22 protein-coding genes are annotated in these 23,962 nt (G+C 74.4%); 17 read left to right on the top strand and 5 right to left on the bottom strand.

Features of this window, described 5'->3' with window-relative positions:
* The first annotated feature begins 142 nt into the window (after window positions 1–142).
* From ACZ6AQ_RS01515 to ACZ6AQ_RS01495, 5 genes are all read left to right on the top strand, one after another.
* The gene (locus ACZ6AQ_RS01515) at window positions 143–385 is read left to right on the top strand and encodes a hypothetical protein (RefSeq protein WP_030205668.1); all 243 of its coding nucleotides are present in this window, start codon (window positions 143–145) and stop codon (window positions 383–385) included.
* A 33-nt stretch (window positions 386–418) separates the two neighbouring features.
* Window positions 419–1,783, top strand: a complete 1,365-nt coding sequence (locus ACZ6AQ_RS01510; RefSeq protein WP_468756651.1) for an NYN domain-containing protein — start codon at window positions 419–421, stop codon at window positions 1,781–1,783.
* A gap of 257 nt (window positions 1,784–2,040) precedes the next feature.
* A complete protein-coding gene (locus ACZ6AQ_RS01505; protein ID WP_468756649.1) occupies window positions 2,041–3,108 on the top strand; it encodes a C40 family peptidase in 1,068 nt (355 codons plus the stop codon).
* Between the two features lie 195 nt (window positions 3,109–3,303).
* The gene (locus ACZ6AQ_RS01500; RefSeq protein ID WP_468756648.1) at window positions 3,304–4,350 is read left to right on the top strand and encodes a C40 family peptidase; all 1,047 of its coding nucleotides are present in this window, start codon (window positions 3,304–3,306) and stop codon (window positions 4,348–4,350) included.
* A 130-nt stretch (window positions 4,351–4,480) separates the two neighbouring features.
* Window positions 4,481–5,707: a hypothetical protein gene (locus tag ACZ6AQ_RS01495; RefSeq protein ID WP_468756647.1), complete on the top strand. Its 1,227-nt coding sequence runs from the start codon at window positions 4,481–4,483 to the stop codon at window positions 5,705–5,707.
* Window positions 5,708–5,746: 39 nt separating this feature from the next.
* Here the strand turns inward: ACZ6AQ_RS01495 and ACZ6AQ_RS01490 are convergent, their stop codons facing one another.
* Window positions 5,747–7,033 (bottom strand): glycosyltransferase 87 family protein, encoded by a 1,287-nt coding sequence (locus ACZ6AQ_RS01490; protein ID WP_468756645.1) that lies wholly within the window; start codon window positions 7,031–7,033, stop codon window positions 5,747–5,749.
* Window positions 7,034–7,118: 85 nt separating this feature from the next.
* Here ACZ6AQ_RS01490 and ACZ6AQ_RS01485 point away from each other — a divergent pair, with 85 nt between their 5' ends.
* On the top strand, window positions 7,119–8,261 hold the full coding sequence (locus ACZ6AQ_RS01485) for a glycosyltransferase family 4 protein (RefSeq protein ID WP_468756643.1): 1,143 nt from the start codon (window positions 7,119–7,121) through the stop codon (window positions 8,259–8,261).
* Window positions 8,262–8,357: 96 nt separating this feature from the next.
* Here ACZ6AQ_RS01485 and ACZ6AQ_RS01480 read toward each other — a convergent pair whose 3' ends face one another.
* Window positions 8,358–10,154, bottom strand: a complete 1,797-nt coding sequence (locus ACZ6AQ_RS01480) for an AMP-dependent synthetase/ligase (protein ID WP_388696552.1) — start codon at window positions 10,152–10,154, stop codon at window positions 8,358–8,360.
* A 324-nt stretch (window positions 10,155–10,478) separates the two neighbouring features.
* Between ACZ6AQ_RS01480 and ACZ6AQ_RS01475 the strand changes: the two genes are divergently transcribed.
* From ACZ6AQ_RS01475 to ACZ6AQ_RS01450, 6 genes are all read left to right on the top strand, one after another.
* Window positions 10,479–11,246, top strand: a complete 768-nt coding sequence (locus ACZ6AQ_RS01475) for a metallophosphoesterase family protein (protein WP_468756641.1) — start codon at window positions 10,479–10,481, stop codon at window positions 11,244–11,246.
* A gap of 115 nt (window positions 11,247–11,361) precedes the next feature.
* On the top strand, window positions 11,362–11,805 hold the full coding sequence (locus ACZ6AQ_RS01470; protein WP_388696554.1) for an SRPBCC family protein: 444 nt from the start codon (window positions 11,362–11,364) through the stop codon (window positions 11,803–11,805).
* A 77-nt stretch (window positions 11,806–11,882) separates the two neighbouring features.
* Window positions 11,883–13,148, top strand: a complete 1,266-nt coding sequence (locus tag ACZ6AQ_RS01465) for an ArsA family ATPase (protein ID WP_468756640.1) — start codon at window positions 11,883–11,885, stop codon at window positions 13,146–13,148.
* Window positions 13,149–13,224: 76 nt separating this feature from the next.
* Window positions 13,225–13,665 (top strand): DUF5304 domain-containing protein, encoded by a 441-nt coding sequence (locus ACZ6AQ_RS01460; RefSeq protein WP_468756639.1) that lies wholly within the window; start codon window positions 13,225–13,227, stop codon window positions 13,663–13,665.
* A 66-nt stretch (window positions 13,666–13,731) separates the two neighbouring features.
* Entirely contained in the window at window positions 13,732–14,673 is a 942-nt protein-coding gene (locus ACZ6AQ_RS01455; protein ID WP_388696557.1) for an ROK family glucokinase, read from the top strand.
* Window positions 14,674–14,760: 87 nt separating this feature from the next.
* Complete coding sequence (locus ACZ6AQ_RS01450) at window positions 14,761–15,510, top strand: endonuclease/exonuclease/phosphatase family protein (protein ID WP_468756637.1); 750 nt, start codon at window positions 14,761–14,763, stop codon at window positions 15,508–15,510.
* Between the two features lie 3 nt (window positions 15,511–15,513).
* Here ACZ6AQ_RS01450 and ACZ6AQ_RS01445 read toward each other — a convergent pair whose 3' ends face one another.
* Both ACZ6AQ_RS01445 and ACZ6AQ_RS01440 read right to left on the bottom strand, forming a co-directional pair.
* Window positions 15,514–16,206 carry a hypothetical protein gene (locus ACZ6AQ_RS01445; protein WP_468756636.1) on the bottom strand — a complete coding sequence of 231 codons (693 nt, stop codon included), beginning with the start codon at window positions 16,204–16,206 and terminating at the stop codon, window positions 15,514–15,516.
* Window positions 16,199–16,981 (bottom strand): alpha/beta hydrolase, encoded by a 783-nt coding sequence (locus ACZ6AQ_RS01440; RefSeq protein WP_468756634.1) that lies wholly within the window; start codon window positions 16,979–16,981, stop codon window positions 16,199–16,201. The genes ACZ6AQ_RS01445 and ACZ6AQ_RS01440 overlap by 8 nt, the downstream gene beginning before the upstream one ends.
* A gap of 200 nt (window positions 16,982–17,181) precedes the next feature.
* On the opposite strand from ACZ6AQ_RS01440, the gene ACZ6AQ_RS01435 reads away from it, so the two are divergent.
* The 5 genes from ACZ6AQ_RS01435 (at window position 17,182) to ACZ6AQ_RS01415 (ending at window position 21,969) form a co-directional block, all read left to right on the top strand.
* The gene (locus ACZ6AQ_RS01435; protein WP_388696566.1) at window positions 17,182–17,928 is read left to right on the top strand and encodes a lysophospholipid acyltransferase family protein; all 747 of its coding nucleotides are present in this window, start codon (window positions 17,182–17,184) and stop codon (window positions 17,926–17,928) included.
* 108 nt (window positions 17,929–18,036) lie between these two features.
* Window positions 18,037–19,248 (top strand): MacS family sensor histidine kinase, encoded by a 1,212-nt coding sequence (gene macS / locus ACZ6AQ_RS01430; RefSeq protein WP_468756633.1) that lies wholly within the window; start codon window positions 18,037–18,039, stop codon window positions 19,246–19,248.
* Window positions 19,245–19,916, top strand: coding sequence for a response regulator (locus ACZ6AQ_RS01425; protein ID WP_468756632.1), 672 nt, complete (start codon window positions 19,245–19,247; stop codon window positions 19,914–19,916). The genes macS and ACZ6AQ_RS01425 overlap by 4 nt, the downstream gene beginning before the upstream one ends.
* Window positions 19,917–20,095: 179 nt before the next feature.
* Entirely contained in the window at window positions 20,096–21,121 is a 1,026-nt protein-coding gene (locus ACZ6AQ_RS01420) for a 2-hydroxyacid dehydrogenase (protein WP_468756630.1), read from the top strand.
* 53 nt (window positions 21,122–21,174) lie between these two features.
* Window positions 21,175–21,969 (top strand): S1 family peptidase, encoded by a 795-nt coding sequence (locus ACZ6AQ_RS01415; protein WP_468756629.1) that lies wholly within the window; start codon window positions 21,175–21,177, stop codon window positions 21,967–21,969.
* An 89-nt stretch (window positions 21,970–22,058) separates the two neighbouring features.
* On the opposite strand, the gene ACZ6AQ_RS01410 is transcribed toward ACZ6AQ_RS01415, so the two are convergent.
* Window positions 22,059–23,927: an anthranilate synthase family protein gene (locus ACZ6AQ_RS01410; RefSeq protein WP_468756627.1), complete on the bottom strand. Its 1,869-nt coding sequence runs from the start codon at window positions 23,925–23,927 to the stop codon at window positions 22,059–22,061.
* Between the last annotated feature and the right edge of the window lie 35 nt (window positions 23,928–23,962).

Here is a 23,962-nt window from a genome sequence, read left to right as displayed (position 1 = left end):
ACCGGGGGCGAAGGGGACAGAGTGCCTCGCCGTGTTCCGGCCTTCCCGCGAGGCCGTAGTGTGGCGGACAGTACGACCGCAGTTCGACGGCGCACCGCGGCTCCCGCACCTGGTATCCCGCAACAGGAAGAAGGACGGCACGATGACGACGGTTCCCCTGCCGACCGCCGAGACCCGCTGGCGCTGCACGCTCTGCGGCAACCTCACCCGCTTCGACGTGACCCGCTCGTCCAAGGTGGTCGAGTACGTCCATCTGGACCTCGCCGGAGAACCGACGGTCGAGGAGCGGCAGGTGGTCAGTGAGACCATCGAGTCGGTCCGCTGCCGCTGGTGCAACGCGGTGGACCGGATCGAACTGGTGGACAGGCCGGGCGCCGCTTCCTGAAGGACGGCGCGGACGACATAGGGGTGACGGATCGTGGAGCAGCCCGCGCACGGTGGAGAGCCGGCCGGCGCGGCAGGTGACGCTGCCGAGACGCTCGACCACCCACTGCCGGAGGCCGTGCGGCGGAAGGTCGTCGCGCTGGTCGCGGACGCCTTCGGCGGACTGACCGTCACGGAGCTGCCCGCGCCCCTGCGGCAGTACGCCCGGTTCACCGCGAGCCGGCGGGCCAAGTTCGCCGGCAACGCGATGGCGGCGGCCCTGGAGGGCGACCCGGTCTTCCGGCAGCGGATCGGCGAACGGTTCCGGCAGGACCAGCCCGAGCTGACCGGAGCCCTGGAGAGCGGCACCCCGCCGGCGGCGGCCGACCCCGTCGACGTGGCGGCGGCCGCCTACGTGCTGCGCCCGCCCGGCTGGGTCAAGCTGGTCGCCGCCGCGGGCGAGGAGGCCGAGCGGGCCGACGCCGAGCGGGCCGACGAGGCGGGCCGGCGCGAACTGGAGCGGCTGCGCGGGGAACTCGCCGCGGCCAGGGACCGCTCCCGGGACGAGACCGAGCAGTTGAGGCACGACCTCGACGCGGCCCGCAGGGAGGCGGAGTCCTACCACCGCAAGCTGCGCAGCGCCCTGAGCGACGTCAAGCGCGGCGAGGCGGCGCTGCGCAGGGTCCAGGGCGAGATCGAGGCCGCGCGCGCGGAGGCGGCGGCCCGGGTGTCGGCCGCCGAGAGCGAGAGCCGGCGGCTCAGGGCCAGGCTCGGCGAGGTCGAGGCGGCCCTGGAGGCGAGCCGCAGGAGCGCCCGCGAGGGCCGCTCGGTGGAGGACATGCGGCTGCGGCTCCTCCTGGACACGGTCCTCGACGCGGCACAGGGGCTGCGCCGCGAACTCGCGCTGCCGCCCGTCTCGACGCATCCGGCGGACACCGTGGACGCGGTGGAGCCGGGGCGGATGTCCCCGAAGGACATCGCGGCGCGGGCGCTCTCCGAGACCGACCCGGCCCTGCTCGACCAGCTCCTGACGCTGCCGCAGACCCATCTGGTCGTCGACGGCTACAACGTCACCAAGACCGGCTATCCGACGATGCCGCTGGAGAAGCAGCGGCTGCGGCTGCTCGGCGGGCTCTCGGCCCTCGCGGCCCGTTCGGGCGCCGAGGTCACCTGTGTCTTCGACGGGGCGGAGCTGGCGGCCCCGGTGCTGCTGGCGCCGCCGCGCGGGGTGCGGGTGCTGTTCTCCAAGGCCGGGGTCACGGCGGACGAGTTGATCCGGCAGCTGGTGCGGGCGGAGCCGCCCGGCCGGCCGGTGGTGGTGGTCTCCACGGACCGCGAGGTGGCCGACGGGGTGGCGAAGGCGGGTGCGCGGCCGGTGCCGTCCGCCTTGTTGCTGAAGCGGCTTTCGCGGCTCTCGTGACCTGTGTCAACTCGTGGACCTTATGACCGGTTTCTGGACGGCGCACCGTCAAGTACCCCTCACTGCCCGTACGGTGGGTGTGAACAAAGTGCCGGGTGGGCGAGATTTTTGCCGTCGGGATTTGAACTGATCACAACTTGGTCACTAGGGTCAGGGCTCGAACCTTCGCGCGGTTGATCACCCATCCGGGGTGACGGCGGAGGAACCGCCCGCCCCTGACCGGCCGGGCGGCTCTGAGGAAGAAGGAGCTCGCCTTCGTGGCGTCCCACCGTCGACCCAAGCAGCCGAGCCGCACCCGCGTGACCGTGCTCACGGTGACCGCGGCCGCGGCCGTCGCCTTCACCGCCCAGTCCGGCGCCCAGGCGGCCCCAGCCAAGCCCAAGATCGACGAGGTCAAGTCGAAGGTCGACAAGCTGCACCACGAGGCCGAGGAGGCCACGGAGCAGTACAACCAGGCCGACGAGCGCCGCGGCGAGCTGCAGAAGGAGGTCGGGGACCTCCAGGACAAGGTGGCCCGCGGCCAGCAGGAGCTCAACGTCCTGCGCGACCAGATCGGTTCGGTCGCCAGCGCCCAGTACCGCTCCGGCGGCATCGACCCGGCGCTCCAGCTCTTCCTCTCCGCCGACCCGGACACCTATCTCGACAAGGCGTCCGCGATCGACCAGCTGAGCGCCCAGCAGGCCGACGTGCTCACCTCGATCCAGGCCAAGCAGCGCACGCTCGCGCAGCAGCGCGCCGAGGCCACCGCGAAGCTCGCCGACCTCGAGGACGTCCGCAAGACCCTCGGCGAGAAGAAGCAGAAGTTCCAGGGCAAGCTCGCCGAGGCCCGCAAGCTCCTCGACACCCTCACGGCGGCCGAGCAGGCCAGGCTGAAGCAGGAGGAGCGGGAGAAGGAGGAGCGGGCCAGCCGCGACGCCGGCCGGCGCACCGACCTGACCGGCGGCGGCGCCCCGGTCGACGTGAGCAACGTGAGCGGCCTCGCCGGCAAGGCGCTCGCCGCCGCCGCCACCCAGATCGGCAAGCCGTACGCCTCCGGCGAGGAGGGCCCCGGCTCGTACGACTGCTCCGGCCTGACCCAGTGGGCCTACCGCCAGGCGGGCGCCCGGATCAGCCGCGTCACCTACACCCAGCAGAACGACGGCACGAAGATCGGCCGCAGCCAGCTCCAGCCGGGCGACCTGGTCTTCTTCAACGGCCTGTCGCACGTGGGCCTCTACGCGGGCAACAACACGATCCTGCACGCCCCCAAGCCGGGCGCCTACGTCCGCTACGAGTCCATGGACTACATGGGCACCTTCCAGTTCGGCGTCCGCGTCGGCGGCTGATCCCCCGCCGACCCGCGCGGCATGCCGCCCGAACGGGTGGTTCGCCGCGAACGGAACCGACCCCACGCCCCGCCGGTGACCTGTGGTCTCCGGCGGGGCGTCACTGTGCGTGCCCGTCGCGCTCGTTGGACGCGGTCGTGGCAGCGGCTACTGTCTGCCGCGCCAGTCCGCATCGAGCCGAACGGAGCGCGATCCGTGGCGTCCCACCGCCGATCCGCCAGGGTCACCGTCCTCACCGCCGCCGCGGCCACCGCCGCGGCGTCCCTCGGGGCCGTCCCCGCGAGCGCCGACCCGGGGGCCGGCACCGAGACCGCCCGGGCCGCGGTCGACCGCCTCTTCGCGGAGGCGGAACGGGCCACGGAGGCCTACCACCGGGCGGACGAGAAGGCGGACGCGCTGCGCCGGACGGTCTCCCGGGCCCAGGACGGCCTCGCCCGGGGCCAGGAGCGGGTCAACCGCATGCGGAGCGTCCTCGGCGCGGTCGCCGGGGCCCAGTACCGCTCCGGGGGCATGGACCCCGCCCTCGCCCTGCTGCTCTCCTCCGACCCGGACAGCTACCTCGAACGGGCCTCCGCCCTCGACCGGGCCACCGACCGCCAGAACGACGCGCTCGGCGCCCTCCGGCGGGAACAGCGCCGCCTGGAGCAGCTGCGGAGCGAGGGCCGCGCGGCCCTCGCCGAGCTGGAGCGCGGCCGGGACGAGGTCGCCCGCCACAAGCGCGCCGTGGAGGGGAAGCTCGCCGAGGCCCGCCGGGTGCTCGCCTCCCTCACCCCCGTGGAGCGCGCCGGCCTCGACCGCGCCTCCCGCGACGGCGGCCGCGGGACCGGCCCCGGCGGGGAGAGCGCCGGGAGCGGCCCCGCCGACGGGCCGCTCCCCGCCGGTTCCGGCCCGGTCTCCTCCCGGGCCGCCGCCGCGCTGGCCGCCGCCCGCAGCGCGATCGGCAGGCCGTACGTGTGGGGCGCGACCGGCCCCTCCGCCTTCGACTGCTCGGGCCTGACGGTCTGGGCGTACCGGCAGGCCGGCGTCGGCCTGCCGCGCACCTCCGCCGCGCAGCGGTACGCGGGCCGCCGGGTCCCCCTCTCGGAGGCACGGCCCGGTGACCTCGTCACGTACCGGGGCGACGCCAGCCACGTGGCCCTCTACGCCGGGAACGGGCAGGTCATCCACGCTCCCTACCCGGGCGCGCGGGTGCGCTACGACCCGGTGGGCATGATGTCGCACGCGACGGTGACCCGGGTCTGAGCCGGGCGCACGGGCCCCGTCCCGCGCCGGGTCCCGGCCCCGTCCCGCCCGGGGCCGTGCCGGGTCCCGTCCGGGGCCGTGCCGCCCGGCCGGACCCCGCGACGGCCGTTCGGATCGTACGATCGGATGCGTGGCAGGTCAGAGGTGCGGAACGCGACGGCCGACAGCTCTCTGTCTGTCGGTCCTCCTGCTCGCCCTGACGGGCCTGGTCGGCTGCGCGAGGACCGGAGGGCCCACCGACACGGCCGCCCGGGAGATCCAGACGCTCCTGGACCGGCACGCCAGGGCCCTCCTGGACCGCGACGAGCCCGGATACCGAGCCGCCCTCGACCCCGCGTACGCCCCGGCCGGCCTCGTCCTCTACCGGCGGCTGGCGGCGGTGCCGCTGGAGGGCTGGTCGTACCGGGTCACCGGCGTCGACCGCGCCGCCCCCGGCCGGGCCACCGTCCGTGCGGAGCTCGGCCACCGGCTCCGGGGCTACGACCGGCGGCCCGTCACCGGCGCCCGCGTCCTGGACCTCGCCGAGCGGGACGGACGCTGGTACGTGACCGGCGAGCGGCCCGCGAAGGGCACGCCCCGGCAGCTGTGGGAGCAGGGGGACGTCGCCGCCGTCCGGGGCGCCCGCTCCCTCGTCCTCGGCGTCGGCCAGGAACCGGCCCGGCTCCGGGAGATCGCCGCGGCGGCCGACCGGGCGGTCCCCGCCGTCGCGGGGGCCTGGCACCCGGACTGGGCCCGCCGCGTGGTCGTCCTCGTCCCCGGCTCGCTGAACGCGATGGGGGAGCTGCTGGGGGAGCCGGGAAGCTCCTACCGGGGCATAGCGGCCGTCACCACCGGCGAGACGGCGGGCGGGACGGACGCGCCCGCGGACCGGGTGATCGTCAACCCCGAGGCGTACGGCGTCCTCGGCGACTTCGGCCGGCAGCTCGTCCTCACCCACGAGACCGTCCACGTCGCCACCCGGGCCCACACCACCCCCTCGACCCCGGTCTGGCTCTCCGAGGGCTTCGCCGACTGGATCGCCTACCGGGACGCCGACCGCACCCCCGTCCAGGCCGCCCCCGAGCTGACCCGCGCGGTCCACGACGACGGCCCGCCCGCCCGGCTTCCGGAGGACGCCGACTTCGCCTTCGGCGGCGACGCGGAGGCCCTGGCGCGGGCGTACGAGGGCGGCTGGCTGGCCTGCCGGATGATCGCGGACCGCTGGAGCGAGGAGAAGCTGACGGCCTTCTACCGGGCGGTGGGCGCGCACCCGGGCCGCAAGGGCGCCGTGGAGAAGGCGCTCCACGAGGTCCTGGGCACCACGCCGGAGGACTTCACGCGGGAGTGGCGCGTGTACGTCCAGGAGCAGCTCGACTAGACCTGGACCCGGCTTCCCGAGGGCCGGGGACGACCGGCCTCAGCGCGAGCCGGTCAGGGTCTTCCCGGTCCTCTCGCGGTCCGGGTGGCCCGCCTGCGCGGGGATGGCCGGGACACCGGCGGGGCGCGGCTCCGTGACCGTCTCCCGCCACAGGATCCGGCAGGCGAGGGCGGCGGCGGCGATCAGCAGGCCGTTCCGCGTGAACAGCACCGCCATGCCCAGCGGGTCGCTCCGCGTCACGTGCGAGAACCACACCGGGAACTCGAACTGCGTCACCGCCGTCGCCAGGAGCACCAGGTGCGCGGGCCGCTCCATCCGGCTCGACCGGAAGGCCAGGCACACCGCCGCCAGGCCGACCAGCCACAGCATGTACTGCGGGGAGAGCACCCGGCTCGTCAGCGTGAACAGCAGCACCGCCACGAAGGCCGCGTCCGCCACCGTCGACGAGGTGAAGCGGCGCGCCCTGACCCGCCACAGCAGCAGCCAGCCGAACGCGGCGAACGTGAGCACCATCGCGGCCGTGGAGACCGTGGACACGTACGGCCCGAGGAACTCGATCGAGCCGTAGTTCATCCGCGCCTCGCCCTCCCAGCCGAAGTGCCGGGCGACGTGGAAGACCATCGAGCCCAGGGACTCGACCTCGGTGCCCCGGTCCCGCTGGAAGGAGAGGAAGGCCAGCGCCCCCGGCATCCACAGCACGCAGAACGCCAGCACCGCCGCCGCCGCGCCCACCGCCGCCGGCCAGGAGCGGAACGTCGCCCGCCCCTTGGGGGTGCCCGCGAGGATCAGCACCGGCCACACCTTCAGGACCGCGCCGAAGCCGGCCAGCGCGCCGAGCACGCGCGGGCTCCGGCCGGCCGCGAGCAGGCCCGCCACCGCGACGGCGGTCACCATCACGTCGTACCGGGCGTAGGTGATCGGGCCGAGCAGCGGGACGCCCGCCAGCCAGAACCAGGCGCCCCGGGTCGTCCGGCCTGCCCGGCGGCCGGTGTGGAGCAGCAGGCCGAAGACCAGCGCGTCGCAGAGGAGCGCGAGGACGAAGAAGGCGGCCGAGTAGCCGAGGAACGGCAGCAGCGCGGGGGAGAGGACCGCGAACGCGGCGGCCGGCGGGTACTGCCAGGTGACGTCGTCCAGCGGGTACGTGCCGGTCCGCAGGACGTTGTACCAGCCCTGGTAGATGTCCTCGATGTCGAAGGTGATGTCCGGGCCGGGGATCACCACGACCTTGAACACGACCAGCAGGAGGAGCGTCCGGCTGAGGCCCCAGAGCCCGAGGGGAAGTCGCAGGTCCGCGCGTGATCCGTTGCCCGCTGCGCCCGTCGTCACTGTCTCGTCCTTGTTCTGTCGGCCCGCTGGCGCGGGAGGGGTGGTGGTGCCGGGCGGAGGATGTGATCGCGTACTGTCGGCCCCGATGCACAAGACCCTGATCGTAACCAACGACTTCCCGCCGCGTCCCGGGGGAATCCAGGCCTTCCTGCACAACATGGCCCTGCGCCTGGACCCCCGGCGGGTCGTGGTCTACGCCTCCACCTGGAAACACGGCCGCGAGGGGGCCGAGGCGACGGCCGCGTTCGACGCCGAACAGCCTTTCACGGTCGTCCGGGACCGCACCACCATGCTGCTGCCCACCCCCCGGGTCACCGCCCGCGCCACCGCGCTGCTGCGCGAGCACGGCTGCGAGTCCGTGTGGTTCGGCGCCGCCGCCCCGCTCGGCCTGATGGCCCCGGCCCTGCGGCGGGCGGGCGCCCGGCGCCTGGTCGCCACCACCCACGGCCACGAGGCCGGCTGGGCCCAGCTCCCCGGCTCCCGGCAGCTGCTCCGCCGCATCGGCGAGGGCACGGACACGGTCACCTACCTCGGCGAGTACACCCGGTCCCGGATCGCGGCGGCCCTCACGCCCGCCGCCGCCGGCCGGATGGTCCAGCTTCCGCCCGGCGTGGACGAGAAGACCTTCCACCCCGGTTCGGGCGGCGCCGAGGTCCGCGCCCGGCTCGGGCTCAGCGACCGCCCCGTCGTGGTCTGCGTCTCCCGGCTCGTCCCCCGCAAGGGCCAGGACACGCTGATCAGGGCCCTGCCGCGGATCCTGAGCGGGGTTCCGGACGCCGTCCTCCTGATCGTCGGCGGCGGCCCGTACGAGAAGGACCTGCGCCGTCTCGCCGCCGAGACGGGCGTGGCCGGATCCGTACGGTTCACCGGGGCCGTCCCCTGGTCGGAGCTGCCCGCCCACTACGGCGCCGGCGACGTCTTCGCCATGCCCTGCCGCACCCGGCGCGGCGGTCTGGACGTCGAGGGCCTCGGCATCGTCTACCTGGAGGCGTCCGCCACCGGCCTGCCCGTCGTCGCGGGCGACTCCGGGGGCGCCCCCGACGCCGTTCTCGACGGCGAGACCGGCTGGGTCGTCCGGGGCGGCTCCCCCGAGGACACCGCCGACCGCGTCACCACCCTCCTCCTCGACCCCGGCCTGCGCGCCCGCATGGGCGAGCGGGGCCGGGCCTGGGTCGAGGAGCGGTGGCGCTGGGACCTGCTGGCGGAGCGGCTGCGCGAGCTGCTCTGAGACGGGCGCGAACTCACGAGAAGCGCGCGAACCACGCGGAGGAGGGGCCCGGGGCGAACGTTCGCCCCGGGCCCCTCCTCCGCGTCGCGTCCGGGCTCAGCCCCGGTAGAGCGCCTCGATCTCGTCCGCGAAGTCCTTCGCCACCACGTTCCGCTTCAGCTTCAGGGACGGGGTGATGTGACCCGCCTCCTCCGTGAACTGGGCGGGCAGGACGCGGAACTTGCGGACCGACTCCGCCTTGGAGACCGCCGCGTTGCCGTCGTCGACCGCCCGCTGGACCTCCGCCAGGAGCTCCGCGTCCTCGCACAGGGAGGCCGCCGTCGAACCGGCCGGCTTGCCGTGCTCGGCGGCCCAGCGGCCGAGGAACTCCTCGTCGATCGTGACGAGCGCGCCCACGAACGGGCGCCCGTCGCCGACCACCATGCACTCCGCGACCAGGGCGTGCGCCCGGATGCGGTCCTCGATGACCGCCGGGGCGACGTTCTTGCCGCCCGCCGTGACCAGGATCTCCTTCTTCCGGCCGGTGATCGCGAGGTAGCCGTCCTCGTCGAGGGTGCCGATGTCGCCCGTGTGGAACCAGCCGTCCGCCAGCGCCTCGGCCGTCGCCGCCTCGTTGTTCCAGTACCCCGAGAAGACGTGCTCGCCGTGCAGCAGCACCTCGCCGTCGTCGGCGATCCGCACCACGGAACCGGGCAGCGGCTGGCCGACCGTGCCGATCTTCGGGCGGTCCCACGGGTTGAACGCGGTCGCCGCGCACGACTCCGTCAGGCCGTAGCCCTCCAGGACCGTGAAGCCGATGCCCCGGAAGAAGTGGCCGAGCCGCTCGCCCAGCGGCGCGCCGCCCGAGATCGCGTACTCCCCGCGCCCGCCGAGCACCGCCCGCAGCTTCCCGTACACCAGCTTGTCGAAGAGCCCGTGCTTCAGCCGCAGGCCGAAGGAGGGGCCCTGCGGGGTGCTCAGCGCCCGGCTGTACGCGATGGCCGTGTGCGCGGCCCTGTCGAAGATCTTGCCCTTGCCGTCGGCCTGCGCCTTCGCCCGCGCCGAGTTGTAGACCTTCTCGAAGACCCGGGGCACGCCCAGGATCAGCGTCGGCCGGAACGAGGCCAGCTCGTCCGTCAGGGTCTTGATGTCGGGCAGACAGCCCAGGCGGATCGGGGCCATCACCGAGGCCACCTCGATCAGCCGGCCGAAGACGTGCGCGGCGGGCAGGAAGAGCAGCACCGAGGACTCGCCCGTGCGGAAGAGGGGCTTCAGCCGCTCCACCACGTTGCCGCACTCGGCGAAGAAGGCCCGGTGGGTCAGGACGCAGCCCTTGGGACGGCCCGTCGTGCCCGAGGTGTAGACGATCGTCGCCGGGTCGTCGGCGGTCGCCGCCGACATGCGCCCGTCCAGCAGTTCGTCGGAGACGCCGGCCCCGTCGGCGGTGAGCCGCGCGACGGCGTCGTCCTCGATCCGCCACACGCCCGTGAGCTCCGGCAGGTACTCCCGGACGGAGGCCACCGCCTCCTCGTGGGCCGCGCTCTCCACCAGGACGAGCTTCGCGCCCGAGTCGCCCAGGATCCACCGGATCTGCTCCGGCGAGCTGGTCTCGTACACCGGCACGGTCACCGCGCCCGCGCTCCAGATCGCGAAGTCCAGGAGCACCCACTCGTACCGCGTGCGGGAGAGCAGCGCGACCCGGTCGCCCGGCTCCACGCCGGCGGCGATCAGTCCCTTGGCGGCGCCCCGGACCTCGGCGAGGAACTCCGTGGCGGTGACGTCCGTCCAGACGCCGTCGGTCTTGCGCCCCATCACGGCGACGTCTGGGTGCTGGGAGGCGTTGCGGCGGATGAGATCCGTCAGGTTGCCGTCCGTGGGGACCTCGTACAGGGCCGGAAGGCTGAACTCGCGCAAGACTGCTGCTCCTCATCGGGCGCCGGCGCCACGGCTCTGTGTGATGCACCGGTGTAGTCCATGTCCGGGCGGGTGCTCAGTGGGGGTGAGCACGACTGGACTGCCCGGACGTTACCCACCAGTACATGGTTCCCGATAGGGGGTCCCGGCCAGATGTTCCCTGCGTCACACACCCGTGACGGTGCTCTGCGCACAGTAATCCACCGCGTTCCCGACTCGGAAGTAACCGCAGGTAGGGCGGCCGGAAGCCGTGCGGCTGACCGGATCGGGCCGGGTCCGGCCGGACCCCGCCCGCTGCGCGGGACGCCCCCCTAAGGTGGGTCCATGCGAGTCCACGTGGTCAGTGACGTACACGGCAATTCCGCAGACCTCGCCGTGGCGGGAGAGGGTGCCGACGCCCTGATATGCCTGGGGGACCTGGTCCTCTTCCTGGACTATGCCGACCACGCCCGGGGGATCTTCCCCGACCTGTTCGGCACCGAGAACGCCGACCGGATCGTCGAGCTGCGCACCGCCCGCCGCTTCGACGAGGCGCGCGCGTTCGGCCGCCGCCTCTGGGCCGGGCTCGACGTCGACCGCGAGACCGCCGTCGAGGCCGCCGTGCGCCGCCAGTACGCCGAACTCTTCGCGGCCTTCCCCACCCCCACGTACGCCACCTACGGGAACGTGGACCTCCCCCGGCTCTGGCCCGAGTTCGCCCGCCCCGGGACGACCGTCCTCGACGGGCGGCGGGCCGAGATCGGCGGCCTCGTCTTCGGCTTCGTCGGCGGCGGCCTGCGCACCCCGATGCGCACCCCGTACGAGATCTCCGACGAGGAGTACGCGGCGAAGGTCGAGGCCCTCGGCGAGGTCGACGTCCTCTGCTCCCACATACCGCCGGACGTGGCCGAGCTGACCTACGACACGGTGGCCCGCCGCTTCGAGCGCGGCAGCCGGGCCCTGCTCGACGCGATCCGGCGCACCCGGCCCCGCTACGCCCTCTTCGGCCACGTCCACCAGCCGCTGGTCCGGCGGATGCGGATCGCCGCCACCGAGTGCGTGAACGTCGGCCACTTCGCCTCGACCGGCCGGCCCTTCGTCCTGGAGTGGTGACCCCGCCCGGCCCCGCCTCTTCCCGTGCCGGGCCCGGCCCCGGGCGCGATAGCCTTCCGTCGGCACGTCTGTGCCCCTGACTTCCGCCGGACCGCACAGTGGAGGAGCCACCGCGATGGCCGAACACACCAGCTCGAGCATCACCATCGAGGCGGCGCCGGCCGACGTCATGGGCGTGATCGCCGACTTCGCCCGCTACCCCGAGTGGACGGGCGAGGTGAAGGAGGCCGAGGTCCTGGAGACGGACGCCGCCGGCCGCGCGGAGAAGGTCCGGCTGCTCCTCGACGCGGGCGCGATCAAGGACGACCACACCCTCGCCTACACCTGGACCGGTGACGACGAGGTCGACTGGACGCTGGTCAGGTCCCAGATGCTCCGCTCCCTCGACGGCTCCTACCGGCTCGCCCCGCTCGACGGCGGCAGGCGCACCGAGGTCACCTACCAGCTGACCGTCGACGTCAAGATCCCCATGCTCGGCATGATCAAGCGCAAGGCCGAGAAGGTCATCATCGACCGTGCCCTGGCCGGCCTGAAGAAGCGCGTCGAGACCGGCGCGTAGGGGCCGCGCGGCGGGGGAGTACGGCGGGGCGCGGCCCCCGGCGTCCGCCGGTCCGGGCGGGCGGTAGCGTCCTTCGCATGCGGATCATCCTTGTCACCGGCCTCGGCGGCGCCGGGCGCACCACCGTCGCCGCCGCGACCGCCCTCGCCGAGGCGCGGGCCGGGCGCCGGGTCCTGCTCGTCTCCGAAGACGCCGGGGAGGCCGTGGGACCCGGAGGGCACGGGGAGGCCGTGGAGCCCGTGGAATCCGCGGAGCCTGCGGAGCCCGTGGAGTTCCGGACCTCGGACCTTCCGGACGACGGCCTCCCGGACGGAGGGCTCCCGACCGGGCGGCTTCCGGGCGGGGGGAGCCTCCGCGTCCTGCGGCCCGCGCCCGCCGCCGACTTCCGCCGCGAGTTCCTCGCCCTCCAGGCCCGTTCCGGCGCCGCCCTCGACCTGCTCGGCGCCGCGCCCTTCGAGGACGCCGAACTCACCGAACTCCCCGGCAGCCGCGCCTTCGCCCTGCTCCGCTCCCTCCGCGAGGCCGCCGAGGGCGACCACGACCTCGCCGTCGTCGACCTGCCCCCGCTCCCCGAAGCCCTCGCCGCCCTCGCCCTGCCCGAACAGCTCCGCCGCTACCTGCGCCGGCTGCTGCCCCCGGAACGGCAGGCCGCCCGCGCCCTGCGCCCGATGCTCGCCCAGCTCGCCGGGGTCCCCATGCCCGCGCAGTGGCTGTACGGGACCACCGCCCGCTGGGAGGCCGGACTCGCCGCGGTCCAGGCCGTCGTGGAGGACCCCGCCACCACCGTCCGGATCGTCCTCGAACCCGGACCCGCCGCCACCCGCGCCCTGCGCACCGCCCGGCTCGGCCTCGCCCTCCACCGGCTCCCCCTCGAAGCCGTCGTCGCCAACCGGCTGCCGCCCGCCGGCTCCCGGGACCCCTGGCTCGCCGGACTGGCCGCCGAACGGCACCGGCACCTGGAGGAGCTGCGCGCCGCCGCCGGCGACGTCCTGCACGAACTCCCGCACCTCGGCCGGACGCCGCGCGGGGCCGGCGACCTCGCCCTCCTCGCCCCCGCCGCGACCGGTACCGCGCCCATGCCCGTACCCGCGTGGGACGTCGAGGACCGGCGGGAGGAGGACGGCGTCCTCGTCTGGCACCTCGCCCTGCCCGGCGCCGTCAAGGAGGAGCTCTCCCTCGTCCGGCGCGGCGACGAGCTGCTGCTGGGCGCGGGACCGTTCCGCCGCAACGTCCCCCTGCCCGCCGTCCTGCGCCGCTGCTCCGTCACCGGCGCCGGGCTCGTGGACGGGTACCTCCGCGTCCGCTTCACGCCCGACCCCGGACTCTGGCCCCGCACCCCGTGAGGCGCGCCCGCCGACGGCACCCGCGCCCGCCCGCGCCCGTGTACCGTCGAAGTACCAGCCGACCGAGGAGTGCCCCATGAGCGATCCCGACGCCTGGGCCGAGGCGTGCGCCGAGGACCTGGAGGCGGAGAAGGCCCGCCGCCGGGCCGAGCGGGGAGCCGGACCCGGATCGGCCGCCGAGGAGTTCCGCAGGCTCTTCGAGGCCGTCGCGGACAAGGTCTCCGAAGGCATCGGGAACCCGCTCCTCGCGGCCGGGGCCGAGCAGACCGTCCGGCGGTTCGTCGACCGGGCGAAGGCCGCCGTCGAACCCGTCGTCGAGCGCAACCCGCAGGTCTTCGACCACCTCGCCGCCGCAGGCGGGGAACTCCTCGCCGCCTACCGCTCTGCCGTGGAGGGCCACGAGAGCCGCTGGACCCGGGGCTCAGCCGCCCCCGCGGACCCCCCGCCCCGGAATTCCGGGGCTCCCCGCGAGGACGGCGGGGGCCCGGGGACCGGGCAGCACATCGACCTGGACTGACCGGGGCGCGCCCCGCCCTCGGGTACGGTGGGCCCTAGCGGGGCTCGACCGAAAACTGAGGGACACATGGGACTCACCATCGGCGTCGACATCGGCGGCACGAAGATCGCGGCCGGCGTGGTCGACGAGGAGGGCACGATCCTCGACACGCACAAGGTGCCCACCCCGCCGACCCCCGAAGGCATCGTCGACGCGATCAGCACGGCGGTCTCCGAGGCCGGCAAGGGCCACCCGATCGAGGCCGTGGGCATCGGCGCCGCCGGTTACGTGGACGACAAGCGGGCGACCGTCCTCTTCGCGCCCAACATCGACTGGCGGCACGAGCCGCTGAAGGACAAGGTCGAGCAGCGCGTCGGCCTGCCCGTCGTGGTCGAGAACGACGCCAACGCGGCCGCCTGGGGCGAGTACCGGTTCGGCGCGGGCCAGGGCCACGAGGACGTCATCTGCATCACCCTCGGCACCGGCCTCGGCGGCGGCATCATCATCGGCAACAAGCTGCGCCGCGGACGCTTCGGCGTGGCGGCCGAGTTCGGCCACATCCGGGTCGTCCCGGACGGCCTGCTGTGCGGCTGCGGCAGCCAGGGCTGCTGGGAGCAGTACGCCTCCGGGCGCGCCCTCGTCCGGTACGCCCGGCAGCGCGCCGCGGCCACCCCGGAGAACGCCGAACTCCTGCTGGGCTTCGGCGACGGCACCCCCGAGGGCATCGAGGGACGGCACGTCAGCCAGGCCGCCCGCGCCGGCGACCCGGTCGCCGTGGACTCCTTCCGCGAGCTGGCCCGCTGGGCCGGTGCCGGTCTCGCCGACCTGGCCTCGCTCTTCGACCCCTCGGCGTTCATCGTCGGCGGCGGCGTCTCGGACGAGGGCGACCTCGTCCTCGACCCGATCCGCAAGTCCTTCCGCCGCTGGCTGATCGGCGGTCAGTGGCGCCCGCACGCGCAGGTCCTCGCGGCCCGGCTCGGCAACAAGGCCGGACTGGTCGGCGCGGCGGACCTGGCCCGCCAGGGCTGACCCGTACGAAGGCATGTGAAGGCCGTACGACGCCCGCCCGCCGCGTCCCCCCGGGGCACGGCGGGCGGTTGTCGTACGTTGACCGGCATGGCGATCACTGAGCTGCCCAACTCCCGCACCGAGGAGGACGGTTCGGCCGTCCTCCGGGTGCTGAGCTACAACGTCCGCTCGATGCGCGACGACGAGGACGCCCTCGTCCGGGTGATCCGGGCCTGCGCCCCCGACGTCGTCTTCGTCCAGGAGGCCCCGCGTTTCTTCCGCTGGCGCAAGCACGCCGCCCGGCTCGCCGCCCGGAGCGACCTCGTCGTCCTGAGCGGCGGCGCCACCGCGGCGGGACCGCTGCTCCTCTGCTCCCTGCGGGCCACCGTGGAACGCACCGAGGACGTCCTGCTGCCGCTCACCCCGGGGCTGCACCGCCGGGGTCTGGCGACCGCGGTCGTCCGCTTCGCCGGGGCCCGGGTCGGGCTGATCAGCTGTCACCTGAGCCTGCGGAAGGACGAGCGGTACGCCCAGGCGGGCATGGTCCTCGACCGGGTCGCCGCGCTCGGCACCCCGCACGTCCTCGTCGCCGGCGACCTCAACGAGCGTCCCGGCGGCCCCGCCTTCACCCGGCTCACCGGAGAGCTGCGGGACGGTTGGGCCGTCGCCCCGTGGGGCGGCGAGTTCACCTCCACCCCCGGCGATCCGCACCAGCGCATCGACGCGGTCCTCGCGACCCCGGGCGTCGAGTTCCTGGGCTGCGGCGTCCCGCCGGACCCGGACCCGGCGGACCTGCGGGCCGCCACCGACCACCTTCCGGTGCTCGCGGCGGTCCGCGTGCCCGCCTCCTCCGGCTGAGCCCTACACGACCGCCCCGCGACCCGGGTCGTCGAAGCCGTCGTCCTCGTCGTCGTGCTTCATGCGCGCGACCAGGGTCGCGAAACCGCCCAGGAAACCGCCCACGCACAGCGTCGTCAGCCACCAGGTCATGTCCCACCGGAGCAGGACGGCCAGGAGCAGCAGCACCGGGCCGCCGACCACGCCGAGCCAGGCGAACTTGGCCGTCGCGTCCGCCTCCGGCAGCGGGGGCGGCTCCGGCGGGACGAAGTGGCCCTCCTCGGAGTCGCCGGGTCCGTCCGGGGCGTCGGGTTCGGCGGGGGAGTAGTCCCGGGGCCCGGCGGGCCGCACCCCGGGCGCGAACACGATCGAGCTGCCGAGCGCGGGCCCCTCCGGACCCGGCCCGGACCCCCCGTCCGCTTCGGGCCCGGCCTCCGGGCCCCCGTCCGCCGCGGGCCTCCCGCCCGTCCCCGGGCCGCCGTCCGCCACCGGGGCGGAGGCGCCGCCGGGCCGGAACTTGTCGCCCTTGTCGCTCCCGGGCCCGCCGCTCCCGCCGTCCTCCGGCTCCGGCAGGGACAGGTTCTCGACGGTCCGGAACGGTCTCGTCCCCGGGGGGTCCGCGGGCTCCTCGCCGTACCCGGCGACGATCGCGGCCCAGGCCGCCTCCTCGTCGACGGGCCGGGGCTCCCGCTCTCCGCCGTCCTGCTGCTCAGCCACCGCTCCTGCTTCCCTTCCCGCCGGCCGTCTCCGGGGCGAGACGCTCGACGAAGGCCAGGCTCTCGTCGAAGATCCGCTCCGCGTCATGGTCCAACGTCGCCACGTGGTAGCTCTGTTCCAGCAGGACCTCCCGGACGTCCGTCGAGGAGACCCGGCTCAGGATCCTGGCCGAGTCGGCGGGCGGCACCACGTGGTCCTGCGTGCTGTGCAGGAGCACCAGCGGCTGCGTGACCTGCGGCAGCTCCCCGTCGACCAGGCGGAAGAACCGGCGCAGGGAGTGCGCCGCGTGCAGCGGCACCCGGTCGTAGCCGACCTCGGTCGCGCCCTCCTTGGCGATGTCGTTGGCGACGCCCTTCGTGGTGGGGACCAGGTGCCGGACGACCGGCAGCGCGTGCGCGGCCAGGCCGTGCACCTTGTTGCCCGGGTTGACGAGGACGAGCCCCCGCACCGCGTCCCCGTGCCGGGCGGCGAGCCGCAGCGCCAGCGCGCCGCCCATGGAGAGGCCGAAGACGAAGACGGTCCCGCACCGCTCCCGCAGCTCGCGCAGCGCCCGGTCCACCTCGGCGTACCAGTCGTGCCAGGTGGTGAGCCGCATGTCCTGCCAGCGGGTCCCGTGCCCCGGCAGCAGCGGCACCGACACCGTCAGGCCGTGCTCCGCCAGGTACTCGGCCCACGGGCGCATCGACTGCGGGGAACCGGTGAATCCGTGACAGAGAAGGACGCCGACGTCTCCGCCCTCGCGGCGGTACGGCTCGGCTCCGGGAAGGACCGGCACCGGGGGTCTCCTGTTCGCTCGGCTTCGCGTCCGTCTTCGGGTGCGCCCCGGGGTGCGCCCTCGGTGCGCCGAAGCGACGGAAAGGTTGGGGAAGGACCTTCACCGTACGCGACCGGGCCGACACCGACCAGGGCCGTAACGGGGGGCGTGCGCCGGTACGGGATAAAGTCATGGCCACGGCACACGGAAGGCATGGCGAGTTGATCTACGGCGCAATGAAGTTCTCCATCGGGGGCTCTCTGAAGCTCGCCTTCCGGCCCTGGGTGGAGGGCCTGGAGAACATTCCCGCCAAGGGCCCCGCGATCCTGGCGAGCAACCACCTGTCGTTCTCGGACTCCTTCTTCCTTCCGGCCGTCCTGGACCGCAAGGTCACCTTCATCGCCAAGGCCGAGTACTTCACCACGCCCGGGGTGAAGGGCAAGCTCACCGCCGCCTTCTTCAAGGGCGTCGGCCAGCTCCCGGTGGACCGTTCGGGCGCCCGGGGCGCCGGCGAGGCCGCCATCAGGGCCGGCATCGAGGTCATCGAGGGCGGCGGCCTCTTCGGCATCTACCCGGAGGGCACCCGTTCGCCGGACGGGCGCCTCTACCGGGGCAAGCCCGGCGGCCTGGCGCGGGTCGCCCTGGCCACCGGCGCGCCCGTGATCCCGGTCGCCATGATCGACACCGAGAAGATCCAGCCGCCCGGCAAGGTCGTCCCCAAGCTGATGCGCCCGGGGATCCGGATCGGCAAGCCGCTGGACTTCACCCGCTACCAGGGCATGGAGGGCGACCGCTTCATCCTCCGCTCGGTGACCGACGAGGTCATGTACGAGATCATGAAGCTGTCCGGCCAGGAGTACGTGGACATCTACGCGACCGCGGCCAAGCGGCAGATCGCGGAGGCGGAGAAGGCGGCCAAGGAGGCCGTCAGGGCCGAGATCGCCGCCCGCGAGGAGGCCGGGGCGTAGGTCCCGCGGGGCCGGTGCGGGGGCCCGGAACACGGGTCCGCGGAGGGGCCGGGGCACGGGGCCCCGGGAGGGGAGACGTCCCGTCAGGGGCGTACGGAGGTGGGGGAGATGGCCGGGCGCGAGCGCGTCGTGCGCATGTCGGTCGAGCAGCCGCTGTGGCGGGCGCTGACCGGTTACCGCATCCTGACCATGGTCTACGCGGTCCTGGTCTTCGCCTTCGGGCGGGAGCGGTACGAGCGTCCCTGGATCGGCGTCGTCTACCTGGCGGTGCTGTGCGTCTGGACCCTCGCCACCCTCCCCAGGGTGGCGAACGAGGCCGGCTGCACCCGGCGCTTCCTCGGCGCCGACCTCACCGTCGCCCTCGCCGGCATCCTCCTCACCCCGCTCGCGGACGCCCAGGCCCAGTCCGTCGACGGCCCCACCCTGCCCTCCATATGGACCGCCGGTTCCGTCCTCGCGTACGCCATCAAGGGCGGCTGGCGCTGGGCCGGCGTCGCCTCCTCGCTCGTCGCCGTCGCCAACATCGTCGAGCGCGGCCACCCCTCCCGGGACACCGTCCACAACGTGATCCTGGTCTGGGTCGCCTCCATCGCCATCGGATACGTCGTGGAGGTGGCCCGCGCCTCCGAGCGCACCCTCGCCCGCGCCCTGGAGATCGAGGCCGCCACCCGGGAGCGGGAACGGCTCGCCCGCGACATCCACGACGGCGTCCTCCAGGTCCTCGCCATGGTGCAGCGGCGCGGCACGGCGCTCGGCGGCGAGGCCGCCGAACTCGGCAGGATGGCGGGCGAGCAGGAGGTGGCCCTGCGCACCCTGGTGGCGGGCGGGATCGCCCGGCCCAGCCTGGTGTCCGAGGACGCCTCCGAGGGCGCCGTGGTCCGGGTCGTGGAGGAGGACGACGGGGCCGGTGCCTCCGCCCCCGTCGACCTGCGCGCGCTCCTCGCCCCGCGCGCCGGGTCCCGGACCACCCTCTCCGAGCCGGGCGCCCCGGTCCTGCTGCCGCCGCCCGCCGCCCGTGAGCTGGCCGCCGCCGTCGGCGCCGCCCTGGACAACGTGAGGGCGCACGCGGGCGAGGGCGCCCACGCCTGGATCCTGATCGAGGACTGGCCCGACGAGGTGGTCGTCACCGTGCGGGACGACGGTCCGGGCATACCGGAGGGCCGCCTCGCGCAGGCGGAGGACGAGGGCCGGATGGGCGTCGCCCTCTCCATCCGGGGGAGACTGCGGGACCTGGGCGGTACGGCCGAGGTGATCTCGGTCCCCGGGCAGGGCACGGAGGTCGAGTTGACGGTTCCACGGGGGAAGGCAGGGAAGAGATGAACGAGCAGCGGATCAGGGTGATGGTCGTGGACGACCACCCGATGTGGCGGGACGCGGTCGCCCGCGACCTCGCGGAGGCGGGCTTCGACGTGGTCGCCACCGCCGGGGACGGCGAACAGGCCGTGCGCCGCGCGGCGGCGGCCCGCCCGGACGTCCTCGTCCTGGACCTGAACCTGCCGGTCAAGCCGGGCGTCCGGGTCTGCAAGGAGCTGGTCGGCGTCCGGCCGGACCTCCGGGTCCTCGTCCTCTCGGCCAGCGGCGAGCACGCCGACGTCCTGGAGGCCGTGAAGTCCGGGGCCACCGGCTACCTCCTCAAGTCCGCCAGTACGGAGGAGCTGATCGACGCCGTGCGGCGGACGGCCGTCGGCGACCCCGTCTTCACCCCCGGCCTGGCCGGGCTGGTCCTCGGCGAGTACCGCCGTCTCGCCTCCGAGCCCGTCCCGGCCGCCGGCGCGGACGAGCCGAAGGCCCCGCGGCTGACCGAGCGCGAGACCGAGGTCCTGCGGCTCGTCGCCAAGGGCCTGAGCTACAAGCAGATCGCGGAGCGCCTGGTGATCTCGCACCGCACGGTGCAGAACCACGTCCAGAACACCCTCGGCAAGCTCCAGCTGCACAACCGGGTGGAGCTGGTCCGGTACGCCATCGAGCGCGGTCTCGACGACGCCTGAGCCCCGGCGGGTGCGGTTCCCGGCCGCGTTCCGGCCGCGTTCCGGCCGCGTTCGGGGTCGCGTTCCGGGCCGTGGACGCCCGGCGCGGCGCCGGGAAGGGCCGTATATTCGCGCCCAAGAGGCACGTATGTACACAGAGGCGCACTTGTGCGGCCCTTCACCGCAATGAGGGAGCATTCGTGGAAATCCTGGCATTCGGCGTGCAGGCGGACGAGAAGCCCCTCCTCGAGAAGGCGTTCCGGGGCCGTCACGCCCTCCGCTGCCTGGACGTCTTCCTCACCGAGGACACCGCCCCCCTCGCGGCCGGCCACGAGGCCGTCTCCACCAGCGTCAACGCCGTCCTCGACCGGGGCGTCCTGCGGATCCTCGCCGCCGGGGGGACCCGGCTGATCGCCCAGCGCTCCACCGGTTTCAACAACATCGACCTGGAGGAGGCCGAGCGGCTCGGCCTCACCGTCGCCCGGGTCTCGCACTACTCGCCCCACTCCGTGGCCGAGTTCGCCTGGACCCTCGCCACGGCCGTCAACCGCCGGATCGTCCGCGCCTCCAACCGGACCCGCGACTTCGACTTCCGGCTCGACGGGCTGATGGGCCGCGACCTGCGGGGCCGTACCGTCGGAGTCCTCGGCACCGGAAAGATCGGCGAGGCGTTCACCCGGATCGCCCACGGCTTCGGCATGAGGCTGCTCGGCTGGGACGCCGTGGAGAACCCGGCCTGCACCGCCCTCGGCATGACGTACGCCGAGAAGGAACGCCTCTTCGCGGAGGCCGACCTCATCAGCCTCCACGTGCCGCTGCTCCCCGCCACCCGGCACCTCGTGGACGCCGCCGCCCTCCGGGCGATGAAGGACGACGCCATCCTGGTGAACACCAGCCGGGGCGGGCTGGTCGACACCGACGCCCTGGTCGCCGAACTGCGTGCCGGCCGCTTCACCGGCGTCGGCCTGGACGTGTACGAGGCGGAGGCCGGACTCTTCTTCCTCGACAAGTCGCTGGAGGCCGTCGAGGACGACACCCTGGCCCGTCTGGTCACCTTCCCCCAGGTGCTGGTCACCTCCCACCAGGCGTACTACACCGTGGACGCGGTCGGCCAGATCATCGACGCCACGCTCCGCAACGTCCACGACTTCACGGCGGGCCGGCACAGCGAGAACGTCCTGATCCCCCGGGAACCGTCCGGCCGGTCCGCGCATCCTCAGGCGTGACCGGTACGCGCGGCCACCGGGCCGCGCGCCTTCTCAGTGGGGGAATCGTTTCCGTGGGGAATCACCCGTTCTCGTCCGCCGGGCGCCGCGCCGCCGCCGCGCTCGCCGCCTCCGTCCTCGCCGCCGCCGGGGGCGTGGCGGCCGTGGCGACCCCGGCCGCCGCCGTCCACGGGGGCCGCTCCGCCTCCGTGACGGACCACCCGTACGCCATGCTCATCGAGACCCCGGACGGCACGCAGTTCTGCGGCGGCACCCTGGTGGCGCCCACCAAGGTCCTCACCGCCGCGCACTGCGTGGCCGACGCCGAGAACCCGCGCGAGCTGGTCGTCATCGGCGGTCGCACCACCCTGGGCAGCGGGAAGGGGACGGTCCGGCACATCTCCTCGATCAAGGTCCACCCGAAGTTCGACCAGGCCACGCTCGGCCGCGACGCGGCGGTCCTCACCCTCGACCGGGCCATGCCCTACAAGCCGCTGCCGATCGCGGGACCGAAGGACACGGCCCTGTACGCCTCCGGCACGAAGGCGACGATCACGGGCTGGGGCCGCACCGGCCCCGACAGCCTGGCCACCCGCCTCAAGTCGGCCGAACTGCGCCTCGCGCCGCTCAAGAAGTGCGACCCCTTCACCTTCCCCACCGACACCACCGCCCTGCGGGTGTGCGGGATCCCGGCGCCGGGCGCCCACGACAGCGTCTGCAAGGGCGACTCCGGCGGCCCGCTGACCGCCGGAGGGAAGCTCATCGGCATCGTCTCCACCGGCAACAAGTACTGCGACGACACGTTCCCGGTCTCCGTCTTCACCCGGGCGAGCGCGGTCGCGAAGGACCTGGGCCTGCCGGTGGGGTGAGGGCGCGCGGCGCTCGCACCGGCTCATGGCACCCGCGCCGGCGCGCGGCACCCGCACCGGTCCATGGCACCCGCACCGGCGTGCGGCGCTCAGACCAGGACGCCCGCGAGGAGCGAGGCCGTCAGCTCCGCGCCCTCCGTCGTGAGGACCGACTCGGGGTGGAACTGCACCCCCGCGAACCCGGGCCCGCGCAGCGCGTGCACCTCGCCGGTCTCCGGGTCGCGGCTCACCTCGACCCGGTGCAGCGCGAGTTCGGTCGCGGTCCGGTCGTCGCAGCGGGCGGTGAAGCTGTTGTAGAAGCCGACCGTCCGCTCCTGCCCGAAGAGGTCGATCCGCAGCTGGGCCCCCTGGAAGGGGACCCGCTTGCGGACGATCTCCAGGCCCAGCTCGGCGGCGATCAGCTCGTGGCCCAGGCAGACGCCCAGCAGGCCGTGCCGGTGGTCCCGGACCAGCTCGGCGGTCAGGCCGCGCAGGAAGCGCATCTTCGGGTCGGACGCGTCCGACGGGTCGCCGGGCCCCGGGCCGAGGACGACGGGCCCCTCGTGGGCGAGGGCCAGCTCCCGCAGCCCCGGCTCGTCGTACCGGAGCACCGACACCTCCAGGCCCGAGGAGCGCAGGACGTGCGCCAGCATCGCCGTGAAGGTGTCCTCGGCGTCGATCACCAGGGCGTGCCCCGACAGCTCCGCCGAGCGGACCTGCATCTTCAGCCAGAACGGCGCGAGGTCCGCCCGGCGCGCGTCCAGGGCGGCCCGCACCCGGGGGTCGTCGGCGAGCCGGGGCGCGGCCGGGGCCTCCGCCGCCGGCCTGCCCTCCCGCACGCCGAGCGCGGTGAGGACGCCGGCCGCCTTGGCGTGGGTCTCGGCCACCTCGCCCGCCGGGTCGGAGTGCCGCACCAGCGTCGCGCCGACCGGCACCCGCAGCCGCCCGCCGGGGGAGATGTCGGCCGTGCGGATCAGGATGGGGGAGTCGAGGGTCTGGGCGCCGTTCCCGTCCGTGCCGAGCAGCGCCAGCGCGCCCGCGTAGTAGCCCCGCCCGCCGGTCTCGTGCCGCTCGATCACCCGGCAGGCGTTCTGCACCGGCGAGCCGGTCACGGTCGCGGCGAACATCGTCTCCCGCAGCACCTCCCGCACGTCCAGCGAGGACCGGCCGCGCAGCTCGTACTCGGTGTGGGCGAGGTGCGCCATCTCCTTCAGGCGCGGGCCGATCACCACCCCGCCCCGGTCCCCGACCGTGCACATCATCTTCAGTTCCTCGTCCACCACCATGGACAGCTCCTCGGTCTCCTTGCGGTCGCCGAGAAAGGCGAGCAGGTCCTCCGGAGTGGGGGCGGCGCCGGCCGGGTAGCGGTACGTGCCGCTGATCGGGTTCATCACGACCGTCCCGCCCGCCATCCGCACGTGCGCCTCGGGGCTGGCCCCGACGAGCGTCCGCTCCCCGGTGTGCACGACGAAGGTCCAGTACGCGCCCCGCTCGCCCGCGAGCAGCCGCCGGAACAGGGCCAGCGCGTCGGCGCGCCCGAAGCCCGGGATCTCCCCGGTGTAGGTGCGCCGGACGACGAAGTTCGCGCCCTCGCCGGAACCGATCTCCTCGTCGATCACCCGTCGCACGGTCCCGGCGTACTCCTCGTCGGAGACGTCGAACCCGCCGCCCTCGACGGTCACGGCGTGCGCGGGCAGTTGCTCCAGGGCGTCGGCGAGCGGCAGTTCGTACGTCTCGTCGGCGACGAGCACGGAGAGCGGCGTGCCGTCGTCGCGCACGTCGAAGCCGCGCTCCCGGATCTGCCGGAAGGGCACGAGCGCGAGCGCCGGGGCCGGGCCCACGGGCAGGTCCGCGAGGCGCTCGGCCTCGTGGACCGGGCCGATCAGCACCTCGACGGCGTCGTGGTCACGGCCCGGGGTGCGCCTGCGCAGCAGGGCGAAGGGAGGGCAGGAGTCGTCGAGCAGACGGGAGAGGTCCATGGGGTCCGTCGTTCCTTCCGTGATGATGCGGAGAG

Source organism: Streptomyces sp. NPDC041191 (genome assembly GCF_055591945.1).
This window is presented reverse-complemented; position numbering and strand designations above follow the sequence as displayed.